General features: G+C 66.6%; 14 protein-coding genes. 9 read left to right on the top strand and 5 right to left on the bottom strand.

Annotation, left to right across the window (positions count from 1 at the left end; all coding sequences use genetic code 11):
- Positions 1-156: 156 nt before the first annotated feature.
- The 6 genes from PV781_RS15270 to radC all read left to right on the top strand — a co-directional run bounded on the left by PV781_RS15270 (position 157) and on the right by radC (position 4195).
- Positions 157-366, top strand: a complete 210-nt coding sequence (locus tag PV781_RS15270) for a YqaE/Pmp3 family membrane protein (protein ID WP_209102454.1) — start codon at positions 157-159, stop codon at positions 364-366.
- Between the two features lie 36 nt (positions 367-402).
- Positions 403-1188, top strand: coding sequence for a fumarylacetoacetate hydrolase family protein (locus PV781_RS15265; RefSeq protein WP_274776483.1), 786 nt, complete (start codon positions 403-405; stop codon positions 1186-1188).
- 116 nt (positions 1189-1304) lie between these two features.
- The gene (locus PV781_RS15260) at positions 1305-1787 is read left to right on the top strand and encodes a PaaI family thioesterase (RefSeq protein ID WP_274776482.1); all 483 of its coding nucleotides are present in this window, start codon (positions 1305-1307) and stop codon (positions 1785-1787) included.
- Complete coding sequence (gene sfsA, locus PV781_RS15255) at positions 1787-2500, top strand: DNA/RNA nuclease SfsA (protein WP_274776481.1); 714 nt, start codon at positions 1787-1789, stop codon at positions 2498-2500. The genes PV781_RS15260 and sfsA overlap by 1 nt, the downstream gene beginning before the upstream one ends.
- Before the next feature lie 142 nt (positions 2501-2642).
- Positions 2643-3470: a type I methionyl aminopeptidase gene (gene map, locus PV781_RS15250; protein WP_274776480.1), complete on the top strand. Its 828-nt coding sequence runs from the start codon at positions 2643-2645 to the stop codon at positions 3468-3470.
- Positions 3471-3475: 5 nt separating this feature from the next.
- The gene (radC, locus tag PV781_RS15245; RefSeq protein ID WP_274776479.1) at positions 3476-4195 is read left to right on the top strand and encodes a RadC family protein; all 720 of its coding nucleotides are present in this window, start codon (positions 3476-3478) and stop codon (positions 4193-4195) included.
- A gap of 8 nt (positions 4196-4203) precedes the next feature.
- Here radC and PV781_RS15240 read toward each other — a convergent pair whose 3' ends face one another.
- Positions 4204-4554, bottom strand: coding sequence for an ethanolamine utilization protein (locus tag PV781_RS15240; RefSeq protein WP_274776478.1), 351 nt, complete (start codon positions 4552-4554; stop codon positions 4204-4206).
- A 190-nt stretch (positions 4555-4744) separates the two neighbouring features.
- Here PV781_RS15240 and PV781_RS15235 point away from each other — a divergent pair, with 190 nt between their 5' ends.
- Positions 4745-5383, top strand: coding sequence for a MarC family protein (locus PV781_RS15235; RefSeq protein WP_274776477.1), 639 nt, complete (start codon positions 4745-4747; stop codon positions 5381-5383).
- 34 nt (positions 5384-5417) lie between these two features.
- On the top strand, positions 5418-5954 hold the full coding sequence (locus PV781_RS15230; protein WP_274776476.1) for a hypothetical protein: 537 nt from the start codon (positions 5418-5420) through the stop codon (positions 5952-5954).
- A 9-nt stretch (positions 5955-5963) separates the two neighbouring features.
- Here the strand turns inward: PV781_RS15230 and PV781_RS15225 are convergent, their stop codons facing one another.
- The 4 genes from PV781_RS15225 to PV781_RS15210 are packed head-to-tail and all read right to left on the bottom strand — an operon-like array spanning position 5964 to position 9448.
- The gene (locus PV781_RS15225) at positions 5964-6725 is read right to left on the bottom strand and encodes an ABC transporter permease (RefSeq protein ID WP_274776475.1); all 762 of its coding nucleotides are present in this window, start codon (positions 6723-6725) and stop codon (positions 5964-5966) included.
- Positions 6725-7516 (bottom strand): ABC transporter ATP-binding protein, encoded by a 792-nt coding sequence (locus PV781_RS15220; protein WP_274776474.1) that lies wholly within the window; start codon positions 7514-7516, stop codon positions 6725-6727. Before PV781_RS15220 ends, PV781_RS15225 begins: the two co-directional genes overlap by 1 nt.
- Positions 7517-7537: 21 nt before the next feature.
- Complete coding sequence (locus PV781_RS15215; protein WP_274776473.1) at positions 7538-8560, bottom strand: ABC transporter substrate-binding protein; 1023 nt, start codon at positions 8558-8560, stop codon at positions 7538-7540.
- A gap of 21 nt (positions 8561-8581) precedes the next feature.
- A complete protein-coding gene (locus PV781_RS15210) occupies positions 8582-9448 on the bottom strand; it encodes a creatininase family protein (protein ID WP_274776472.1) in 867 nt (288 codons plus the stop codon).
- A 108-nt stretch (positions 9449-9556) separates the two neighbouring features.
- On the opposite strand from PV781_RS15210, the gene PV781_RS15205 reads away from it, so the two are divergent.
- Positions 9557-10459 (top strand): LysR family transcriptional regulator, encoded by a 903-nt coding sequence (locus tag PV781_RS15205; RefSeq protein ID WP_274776471.1) that lies wholly within the window; start codon positions 9557-9559, stop codon positions 10457-10459.
- Positions 10460-10468: the final 9 nt, after the last annotated feature.

Raw genomic sequence — 10468 nt, 5'->3', positions numbered from 1 at the left:
GAAGAAGCGGGCATCCGCGTCTCTCCCTCCCCGGCGCGTCTCGGCAAGACCCTCGTCGAGGTGCTGAAGGGCTGATCGGCCCCGCCTCTTCCCTCCGGCCCGAGCACGCCCCATCTGAAAAGGGGCGCCCGCCTGTGGGCGCGGAGGGAGACTTTGATGATCTACGCGGTGGCGGTCCTGCTGCCCTTTCTGGCGCTGATGCTCCGGGGGCGCGTGCTCCAGGGCATTTTATGCCTGGTGCTGCAGGTCACCCTGATCGGCTGGCTGCCGGCCGCCATCTGGGCGGTGGTGGTGGTCAATAACGACAATGAGGAGCGGCGCCACAGGGAGCTCCTCGCCAGCATCAATTCATCGACGCGCCGTTGAACGCCCTTTCTGGCGCGCGGCGCCAGGGAGGATCACATGGCAAGGTGGGTGCGTTTTTCGGCCAAGGGCGCTTCGGTCGGCGTGACGGGGTTCGGCCGGCTGGAGGGCGAGGTCATCACGGTGCATGAGGGCGACATGTTCGCCGGTCCGGTGGCAACGGGCGAGACCCTCGCTTTGGCCGATGTGTCCCTGGAGGCGCCGTGTCGGCCCTCCAAGATCATTGCCTTGTGGAACAATTTCCACGCGCTGGCGGCCAAGCTGAACGTTGCCGAGCCAGCCGAGCCGCTCTATCTGCTGAAAGCCCCGTCCACGGTAGCCGCCCCCGGCGCCACCGTGCATCGCCCGCCGGCCTATGCGGGCAAGACGGTCTATGAGGGCGAGCTGGGCATCGTCATCGGGCGCACGGCCTCCAACATCTCCGAGGAGGAGGCCGCCGCTCACATCTTCGGCTACACCATCGTCAACGACATCACCGCCGCCGACATCCTCCAGAAGGACCCCACCTTCCCCCAATGGGCGCGCGCCAAGGGGTTCGATGCCTATGGGCCGTTCGGCCCCTGGATCGAGACCGAGCTCGACCCCACCGCCACCTCCGTCCGCACGGTGCTGAACGGGGCGGAGCGGCAGAATTATCCGCTCTCCGACATGATCTTCCCTCCGGCCCGGCTGGTGGCGATGATCTCCCGCGACATGACGCTTCTGCCGGGCGATCTGATCGCCTGTGGCACCTCGCTGGGGGTGGGCACCATGAAGGAGCCCTCAAACGACATCGAGGTGAGCATCGAGGGCATCGGCACGCTGAAGAACGTCTTCGTGCAGTGAAATTGGCGCGGTGACGGGCGGCCAGCGTGAGCCTGTCTCATGCTGGCCTGAACAGAAGGCGGGGTGGCCTCCCCAGGCAGGGGCGTTATGGTGGCGCGTCAAAACGGAAGACTCGCATGACCTTGCCCGCCGCCCCTTCGCCCGCTCCCGCCTTCACGCCCCCCGACCCCGATTTCGAAACCCGCGTGCGCGACAGCTTCGGTCGTCAGCCCTTCATGATGAGCATGGGCGCGCGCATGGAAGAGGTAGCGCCCGGCCGCGTCAGCGTGGCGCTGCCCTATGCGGAGGGGGTGACGCAGCAGCACGGTTTTTTCCATGGCGGCGCGATGGGCGCGCTGGCGGACACCGCCGGCGGCTATGCCGCCTTCACGCTGTTTCCGGCGGACTCCACCGTGCTGACGGTGGAATACAAGATCAACATCATGGCTCCCGGCCGGGGTGAGCGCCTGGTGGCGGAGGCAGAGGTGGTGCGCTCCGGCCGCACGCTCACCATCGTCAAGGTGGATGTCTTTGCGGAGAAAGAGGGCGCGCGCACCCATTGCGCCACAGGTACCCAGACGCTCATCTGCCTTCTTGGTCGCAGCGACACCCGCGCCTGATGCGCTTTCCTGTTCCCTTGGTGTCGGCGACCTTGGTGCGTCGCTACAAGCGGTTCCTGGCGGACGTGGAGCTGGCCGACGGCACGCTGACCACTGCCCATGTGGCCAATTCCGGCGCTATGACGGGCCTGGCGACACCCGGCTCCCGCGTCTGGCTGGCGCCTGCCGCTGGGCCGGGGCGCAAGCTTGCTTTCAGCTGGGAGCTGGTGGAGGCGGATTTCGGCGCGGGGGCTGAACTTGTGGGCGTCAACACCATGCATCCCAATCGCCTCGTGGCGGAGGCGATCCTGGCTGGCAAGGTGCCCGCGCTTTCCGGCTATTCCCGGCTAAGGCGAGAGGTCAAATATGGCCGCAACAGCCGCATCGACCTGCTCCTGGAAGACGATGCCCGCCCGCCTTGCTTCGTGGAAATCAAGAACGTCCACCTCATGCGCACCCCCGGCGCGGCGGAATTTCCCGATTGTGTGACGGCGCGCGGGGCCAAGCATCTGGTGGAACTGGCCGCCATGGCGGGGGAGGGGGCGCGGGCGGTGATGGTCTATCTCAGTCAGATCGGCTCAGCCCGCTCCATCGCGCTCGCGCGGGATCTCGATCCGGCCTATGGCGCAGCCTTTGATCTTGCCCGCGCCGCGGGCGTGGAGGCCATTGGCCTTGTCTGCGCGCTCGACCAAGCGGGCATCGAAGTTGCCGAAGAAGTGCCCATGCTGGGGTGATGCGGGGCGCAGAGCCACGTGCCGCGCGCCTCGCGCAAGGCTGGCAAGGTCATGCTATGACTTGCTTTGCGCGTCGCTTGGCCTAAATCTGGGTGAGAAAAGCCGGGCGGCGTCGCGCCGTCCCGCCGGCAGGACAGGTTTCATGAGCTATGTGGAAGCGGACCAGGCGCCGCTGAGGAAGACCGGGCATATCAAGCTCTACGGCCCCGAGGGGTTCGAGGGCATGCGCCGGGCCGGCCAGCTGACCGCGAAGGTTCTGGATGAAGTGGCAGAGATGGTGCGGCCGGGCGTCTCCACCGAGGCCATCGACAAGCTGGTCTTCGACTTCGCCATGGACCACGGCGCCTATCCGGCGACGCTGATGTATCGCGGCTATCGTTATTCGGTGTGCACCTCAATCAATCACGTGGTCTGCCACGGCATGCCCAATGCCCGGCCGCTGCGCGAGGGCGACATCGTCAATGTGGATGTGACGCTGGTGCTGGATGGCTGGTATGGCGATTCCAGCCGCATGTATGCAGTGGGCCAGATCCCCCGCCGCGCCGAGCGGCTCTTGGACGTCACCTACGAATCCATGATGATCGGCATCCAGGCCATCAAGCCGGGCGCCCATGTGGGCGATATCGGGGCGGCCATCCAGGAATTCGTCGAGCCCCAGCACATGAGCGTGGTGCGCGATTTCTGCGGCCACGGCGTCGGCCGTATCTTCCATGACGAGCCCAACATCGTGCATGTGGGTCGCCGGGGCGAGGGGCCGGAGCTGAAGCCGGGCATGATCTTCACCGTGGAGCCCATGATCAATCTGGGCCGCCCCCATGTGAAGGTGCTCTCGGACGGATGGACCGCCGTCACACGCGACCGCTCGCTCTCGGCCCAGTTCGAGCATGCTGTGGGCGTGACCGAGACCGGGGTGGAGATCTTCACCTTGAGTCCCAAGGGCTATCACAAGCCGCCCTACACACAGGGCTGACGCGCATGGCGCAGGACCCCGATGAAGGACTGGCGGAGGCCGGCATCGGGGCGCCGCCGCACTTCCATGGCCATCGGGACCGCCTGCGCGCCCGCTTCCGCGACGCGGGAGCGGCGGCGCTGGCCGATTATGAGCTCCTGGAGCTGGTGCTGTTCCGTGCCGTGCCCCGGCGGGACGTCAAGCCGCTCGCCAAGGCGCTGGTGGAGCGGTTCGGCTCGTTCGCCGAAGTGGTGTCCGCTCCGGCCGCGCGCCTCGCCGAGACGCCGGGCGTCACCCCCGCCATCGTCACCGAATTCAAGATCATCGAGGCCGCTGCCCACCGGCTGGCGCGGGGCCAGGTGAAGCGCCGGCCGGTCTTGTCCTCCTGGACCGCCGTGCTCGATTATTGCCGCGCCGCCATGGCCTTTGCCGACCGTGAGCAGGTGCGCGTCCTGTTCCTGGACAAGCGCAACCAGTTGATCGCCGACGAGGTGCTCCAGACCGGAACGGTGGACCACGCACCGGTCTATCCGCGCGAGGTGGTGAAGCGGGCGTTGGAACTGTCCGCCACCGCCATCATCCTGTGCCACAACCACCCGTCCGGCGACCCCACGCCCTCCCGCGCCGACATCGACATGACCCGCAAGATCATCGATGTGGCCAAGCCCCTGGGCATCGAGGTGCACGACCACATCATCGTGGGCAAGGACGGCCACGCCTCCCTGAAAGGGCTGCGCCTGATGTGAAGGCGCCCTCAGGCGTGGGCGGGCCGCCAGTGGGGGAAGGTCACATAGGCGGTGAGCGCGCCTTTGGCGTGGGAGAGGATGGTCACCACCTCGCCCTTGGGCATGTAGATGATCTCGCCCGGCCCCGCGGTCACGGTGCCGGCGGCGGTGGTGACGGAAATCTCCCCTTCCAGCACGATCATGACATCGTCCACCGCCATGGTCTCGGTCAAGCTCTGGCCGGCATCGTAGCGGCCATAGCCGATGGTGATCGGGCCGCCATGCCGCTCGTCCACCAGATTGCCCACAAAAATCTCCGCATCCTGGCCGGGGGACTTTTCCAGGGCCACGTCCGAAACCGCGAACTTGCGTACCTTCATCCTCTCCTCCGTATCGAATGCGCCGGCGGCGGAGCCGCCCGCCCGTGATGACCCTTGCCGGGTCGGAAAGTTCCCGGGCGGGTTCACAGAGGCCTCCCGCGATCCGGGGCGGAGATGCCGCTGCGGAAATCATTAGGAAAATCAGAGCCCGTCGGGCAAAAGCGGAGGCTGGCATTCAGGGAGGCCCGGCATGATCGATCTCGCACTGTCCGCGAAGCTATTCGCGGCACTGTTCGCCATCATGAGCCCCTTGAGCATCGTGCCCATCTTCCTGGCGCTCACAGCGGACCTCACCCCGGCGGCGCGGCGCAGCACGCTCATTGCCATGCTGGCCACCGTCATCATCGGGTCAGTGGTCTGCGCGTTGGCGGGCCATGTGCTCCTGAATCTGTTCGGCATCGATGTGGCCCATTTCCGCTTGGCGGGCGGGCTCATCGTGCTGATGATCGCTTTGTCCATGCTGAGCGGCGACGACCACACCTCCCATTCGGGCACCGACAAGGAGCAAGCGACGTTCAAGTCCACCTCTAACCCGGGCGTCTATCCGCTCGGCCTGCCCATCGCCATCGGGCCCGGCACCATGGCCACGATTATCGTCTATGCGCAGACGGCTTCCGTGCCGCGCGAGGCCATGGGCTTTTATCTGGGCCTTGTGGGCTATCTCGTCTTCTTCGCCATTTGCATGGCTTTGGCGCCTTTGATCGGTAGCCGCCTGTCGCCCACGGCGCTTTCGATTTCCAAACGTTTGATGGGCATCATTCTCGCTGCCATCGCCATGGAGATGGTGGGCGGAGCGCTTGGCGCCATGTTCCCGGGCTGGCTGCGCTGACCGGGTGGCAGGCGCGCTTTCGGGGAGAGTTCAGATGTCCGATACGAACGGCACCACCGCCACAGCGCCGCGCGGCGTCTGGGGCTGGCTCAGGGAAGCGCCCTACATCATCATGCTGCTGCTGACGGTGGGCGGCGTCGCCTATTCCGCGCTCGCCCGCAGTCCGCTCCAGCATTACTGGGAGCTAGTGACGCTCTTCAATTGCGCTGCCTGCATCTATGAGGGCTGGGGCCGCGAGGGCCAGCGCCGCTGGCGGGTGGTGTGGACGCAGTTGTTGCACTGGGGCGCCTTCCTGGTGGCTATGACGCTGCTCTTCCTGCCCAGTGTGCAGGCGGTGGCCAATGTGAATTCCACCGGTCTGGCCATCCTGCTCCTGCTGGCGCTCGGCACTTTCGTGGCGGGCGTGCACACCGCGTCCTGGCGGGTGGGGCTCAATGGCGTGGTGCTGGCGGCTTGCGTGCCGGTGGTGGCCTGGCTCGACCAGTCGGCGCTGGTGGTGACGCTCGGGGCACTGGTGTTGCTGCTGGCCGGTGCGCTGCTCCTGGGCTTCTGGCTGCGCAAGCGGATGTGAGGGCGTGCCCTATCCCTCGGTGCGGAAGGCCCAGGGCGCCATGCGCCGCTCGGCCACGTCGAAGATCATGAACAGGGCCATGCCCATCATCAGCAGGATGGTGAGGGCGGAGAAGGCCAGGGGCATGTTGAGCGAGGTGGTGGCCAGCACCAGCACATAGCCGAGCCCCCGCCCGGCGGCGATCATCTCGCCCACCACATTGCCGATGAAGGCGCCCGCCGCCGACACTTTCAGGGCGGCGAAGAAATAGGGCAAGGTGCGGGGAATGCCCACCTTGCGGAAGACCTGGGCGCGGCTGGCGCCGATCACCCGCAGCATCTCCCACAGGTCCGGCTCGATGGTGCGCAGGCCCGTCGCCACGTTCACCACCACGGGGAAGAAGGCGATGAGGGCGCCGGCGATCACCTTGGGCGTCGATCCCACGCCGAACCACACCACGAAGATGGGAATGAAGGCGGACATGGGCAAAGCCTGGAAGCCGCCCAGCAGCGGATAGAGCGCCCGGCTCACCCGCGGGAAATAGCCAATGGCCAGCCCCGCCAGGAGCCCGAGCGCGGCGCCAATGGCGAGACTCAAAAGCGTGCCCGAAATGGTGGTGAAGGCATGCTGCGCCAGGATCGGGGCGGCCGCCGTGGCCGTGGCAAGCACGGCGGTGGGTGGCGGCAGGATGAAGACCGGCACGCCGCTGAGCCGCACCCCCGCTTCCCACACGACGAACAGGGCGATGAGAGCGAGCAGGGCCTCCAGCGGGCGCTTGAGGAAGCCGGGCATCAGTGCTCGATCCTGTGCCGCAGCGCATCCACCTCGCGCTTGAAGGCGTCGTCATAGACGATGTCCTTGGGGCGCGGGCGTGGCAGGTCGATGACCTGCTCGTGGACGATGCGGCCGGGCCTGCGGGACAGCACGATCACCCGGTCGGAGAGGAACACCGCCTCGCTCATCTGGTGGGTCACCAGCACCATGGTCTTGCCGGTGCGTCCGTGCAATTCCTGGAGCACAAGCCACAGATCCTCTCGCGTGAAGGCATCGAGGGCGGCGAAGGGCTCATCGAACAGCAGCACCTGCGGGTCGGCGATCAGCGCCCGGCACAGGCTGACACGCTGGCGCATTCCGCCGGAGAGCTGCCAGGCATTCTTTTTCTCGAAGCCGGACAGGCCCACGGTCGCCAGCAGCGCCATGGCCCGGTCACGATCCTCGGCGGTGACGCGGCGCTTCACTTCCACTGGCAGCAGCACATTGTCGATGACGTTGCGCCAGGGCAGCAGCAGGGAATCCTGGAAGGCCATGCCGATCCCCGTGGGCGGGCCGTCAAACGTGCGCCCCTCGAACAGGAGGCTGCCCGAGACCGGCCGCTGGAGGCCGGTCATCAACTTGAGAAGGCTGGTCTTGCCGCAGCCGGAGGGTCCGATCAGGGTGAGGAACTCCCCCTGCCGCAAGGTGCAGTCGATGTCCTTCAGTGCCTCCACCGAGGCCCCGTCCGCCGTGCGATAGGCAAAGGAGAGGCCGCGCGCTTCGTAGAGCACCGGCGGAGGATCGCAGATCGGAGCGGCAGCGTCGGTCAAGGCCGTCACAGGTGTTCGAGGTCAGCGCACCATACGCTCGGTCGCTGGCGGCAGATAGGCGTCGGTATAGACCTCGGCAGCGGTGGGCACGCGCGGCAGCGAGAAGGGCTTGGCCAGGAGCTTGATGAAGGCGTCCACGTCGGAGCTGGTCTGGTAGCCGATGCCCTTTTCCAGCACGCGCTTGGTGAAGAAGTAATTGGCCAGCGCATAGTCCAGCGACACCTGCTCTGCGGCGCGGGTGAGCAGCGGCTCCTTGGCCATGAGCGCGTCGATGGCGGCCTTCGGATCCTTATGGGAGGCGAGCAGGCCCTTCACGTAGGCGCGCACGACGGCTTTGGCGGCCTCGGGATTGGCGGCCGCCCAGGACTTCTTGAGGATCAGGCCGTTGCCGTAGAGATTGTCCACATAGTCGGAATATTTGAACTGGTAGAGCTGGTCCGGCGCGAAGCCGAACTTGGAGAAATTGGCGTTCGCCGTGGCGGTGAACTGGGCGACGCCATCCGCCTGCCCCTGCTGCACGGTCACGCCGAGCAGATCGGGCGACACCTCCACCCAGGTGATGGAAGCGGGGTCGATGCCCACGGCCTGCGCAAACGGCAGGAACGTAAGCTTTGTCGTGGAATTGGGCTGGGTGGCGATCTTGTGGCCGGCGAGGTCGGTGGGCTTGGCGATGCCGGTCTTCTTCGGGCCGGTAATGCCGTCGGGCGAGGCATCGAAGGCGATCAAGACGGCGATGGCGTCGAAGTTCGGGTCCTTGGCGATGGCCTGGACCAAAGCCGGCAAATAGCCGGTGCCGGCCTGGTAGGTGCCGGCGGCGATCTTGGTGACCACGTCCGCCGAGCCGAAGCCGCGCACGATGTCGATCTTCACCCCGCCTTGGGCGAACAGGCCCTCTTTCTCGGCCAGCACCAGGGGCGCGCCGTCGCCGGAGATGATCCAGCCGGTGGAGAGGGTCACCGGCGTCTGCGCCGGCGCGGGCGCGGCGGCGGCGACTGCCAGGGCGCCGCCGAAGGCCAGAGACAGGAAAGTGCGTTTGGTCAGCATGATCGTCCCCCGCGTTCCGGCTCAGTAACTGTAGGACTTGGGAAGGCTGCCGTAGCAGAACTCGCTCACCACATCGGCGACCCAGTCGCCGAGCGCGGCATAGATTTCGTCGCCCATCTGGGCCGAGGCCACCGAGGGAAAGCCCAATATGCCCTCATAGGCCGGGTCGTGATTGGTGGTCCTGCGGGGCGCATAGACCCCGCCGCCGGACACGATGGGGGAGACGAAGGGGGCCACGGGCGGCGCCGTCTCCAGCACATAGTCCTTGATGCGCTCCTTCACCACCAATTCGGGATTCTGCCAGAGCTGGCGGGCGGTCTCGCCCATGCCGCCATGACCGTCGCGGACATTCTTCGGGATGTTCTTGGTCAGTTCGGGTGGCAGGCGGTCGAGGATGGTGGGCAGGATCTGCACGATGAGGGGCAGCCAGTTGATGACGATCACCTTCAGGTCGTCATCGGTCTCGCTGGCCAGTTCCCGGGCGGCCACCATGAGGGCGCCGAGCGCCATGTCATGGCCCATGACGAGGGCGATGTTGCGCACTCCGTCCCGGTAGAGGTTCATGCAGACCTCCTTCACCAGCACAATGAGGGTGGACGGCTTGATGTCGATGCTGCCGGGAAAGCGCAGGTTGGAGATGGGGCCATAGGGAATGGTGGGGCCGAAAATGGCCTTGCGCCCCTTGGCGTCCAGCTTGAGCACCGCGCGGCGGACGATCTCCTCGATCTGGAAATTGTCCTGGCCCAGTGGCAGGTGCCCCGCATGCTGCTCGATGGCGCCCACGGGCACCAGCACCACGTCGGTGAGCGTCAATTGCTCCGCCAGTTCCTGGGACGTCATGGTGGTCCAGGACTTGGGGCCCCGCACCGAATAGAGGATGTCGTCCATTGCGCTGGATCTCCTTGCCGACCCCCAAGGCATCCCATCTTCCTGCGGAGCTTAAAAGCGCCTAAAAGAGCACGGAGCGCTGCCGCAAAGGCATCACAGGAGGCGCCCGTGCTGCACGCCCGCATGCTGCGCTATCTGGACGCCATCGCGCGCACCGGCTCCATCCGCAAGGCGGCGGCGGAGCTGAACGTGGCGTCCTCCGCCATCAACCGGCAGCTCATCGCGCTCGAGGAGGAATTGGGCATGCCCCTGTTCGAGCGGCTGCCCCGCCGGCTTTTGCTCACCGCCGCCGGCGAAGTCGTCATCGAGCATGTGCGCGAGACGCTGAAGGCGCACCACCGTGCCCTTGCCAAGCTCGATGCCTTGTCGGGCCTCGTGCGCGGGCGCATCCAGATCGCGCTCACCCCGGGCTTGGCCGACGGGGTGGTGCCCGACATCGTGTCGGACTTTTTGGAGCAGCGGCCGGGCGTGCAGATCGCTTTGCGTGGCATGCGTGTGGACCTCATCGCCAATGCGGTCATCAGCGGCGATGTGGATCTGGGGCTCGGCTATTATCTCCTGCCCAATAGCGGCTTGCGGCCTCTGATGCGGTTCGACACGCGGTTCGGGGTGGTGATGGACGCCGCCCATCCGCTCGCCTCCGCGCCGGCTCTGCGCCTCTCGGACATTCTCGGCTATCCGCTGGTGCTGGTGGAAACCGGCGCGCGGCTGCGGGCGGTCATCGACAATGCCTTTGCCCGCATGTCGGTGGATGCCGCCCCGGTGGTGGAAACCAATTCCATCCAGACCTTGAAGCGGCTCGTCACCGGCACCAGCCGCGTGACCCTGTTGAACCGGCTGGATGTCGCCTACGAATGCGCGCAGGGCACCCTGGCCTTCCGCCGGCTGGTGGAGCCCTTCCTCGATCCCCAGCCACTGGCCCTCGTGGCGCGGGCGCGCAGCACCACAGGCCCCATGACCAACCTGTTCACGGAGGCCCTGCGCGCCCGCCTTCCGCCGCTGGCGGACTGAGGGCGTGTC

It is taken from the genome of Aquabacter sediminis, from assembly GCF_028863665.1.
Classification (GTDB): domain Bacteria; phylum Pseudomonadota; class Alphaproteobacteria; order Rhizobiales; family Xanthobacteraceae; genus L1I39.
Note: the sequence above shows the minus strand (reverse complement) of the source record. Positions and strands in the feature narration are given on the sequence as shown.

Excerpts from the sequence above, each read along its gene's own strand:
- PV781_RS15215 (WP_274776473.1), bottom strand. The coding sequence starts at position 8,560 with ATGCTGACCAAACGCACTTTCCTGTCTCTGGCCTTCGGCGGCGCCCTG.
- PV781_RS15230 (WP_274776476.1), top strand. The coding sequence starts at position 5,418 with ATGTCCGATACGAACGGCACCACCGCCACAGCGCCGCGCGGCGTCTGG.
- PV781_RS15265 (WP_274776483.1), top strand. The coding sequence starts at position 403 with ATGGCAAGGTGGGTGCGTTTTTCGGCCAAGGGCGCTTCGGTCGGCGTG.
- PV781_RS15210 (WP_274776472.1), bottom strand. The coding sequence starts at position 9,448 with ATGGACGACATCCTCTATTCGGTGCGGGGCCCCAAGTCCTGGACCACC.
- sfsA (WP_274776481.1), top strand. The coding sequence starts at position 1,787 with ATGCGCTTTCCTGTTCCCTTGGTGTCGGCGACCTTGGTGCGTCGCTAC.
- radC (WP_274776479.1), top strand. The coding sequence starts at position 3,476 with ATGGCGCAGGACCCCGATGAAGGACTGGCGGAGGCCGGCATCGGGGCG.
- PV781_RS15270 (WP_209102454.1), top strand. The coding sequence starts at position 157 with ATGATCTACGCGGTGGCGGTCCTGCTGCCCTTTCTGGCGCTGATGCTC.
- map (WP_274776480.1), top strand. The coding sequence starts at position 2,643 with ATGAGCTATGTGGAAGCGGACCAGGCGCCGCTGAGGAAGACCGGGCAT.
- PV781_RS15260 (WP_274776482.1), top strand. The coding sequence starts at position 1,305 with ATGACCTTGCCCGCCGCCCCTTCGCCCGCTCCCGCCTTCACGCCCCCC.
- PV781_RS15225 (WP_274776475.1), bottom strand. The coding sequence starts at position 6,725 with ATGCCCGGCTTCCTCAAGCGCCCGCTGGAGGCCCTGCTCGCTCTCATC.
- PV781_RS15240 (WP_274776478.1), bottom strand. The coding sequence starts at position 4,554 with ATGAAGGTACGCAAGTTCGCGGTTTCGGACGTGGCCCTGGAAAAGTCC.
- PV781_RS15235 (WP_274776477.1), top strand. The coding sequence starts at position 4,745 with ATGATCGATCTCGCACTGTCCGCGAAGCTATTCGCGGCACTGTTCGCC.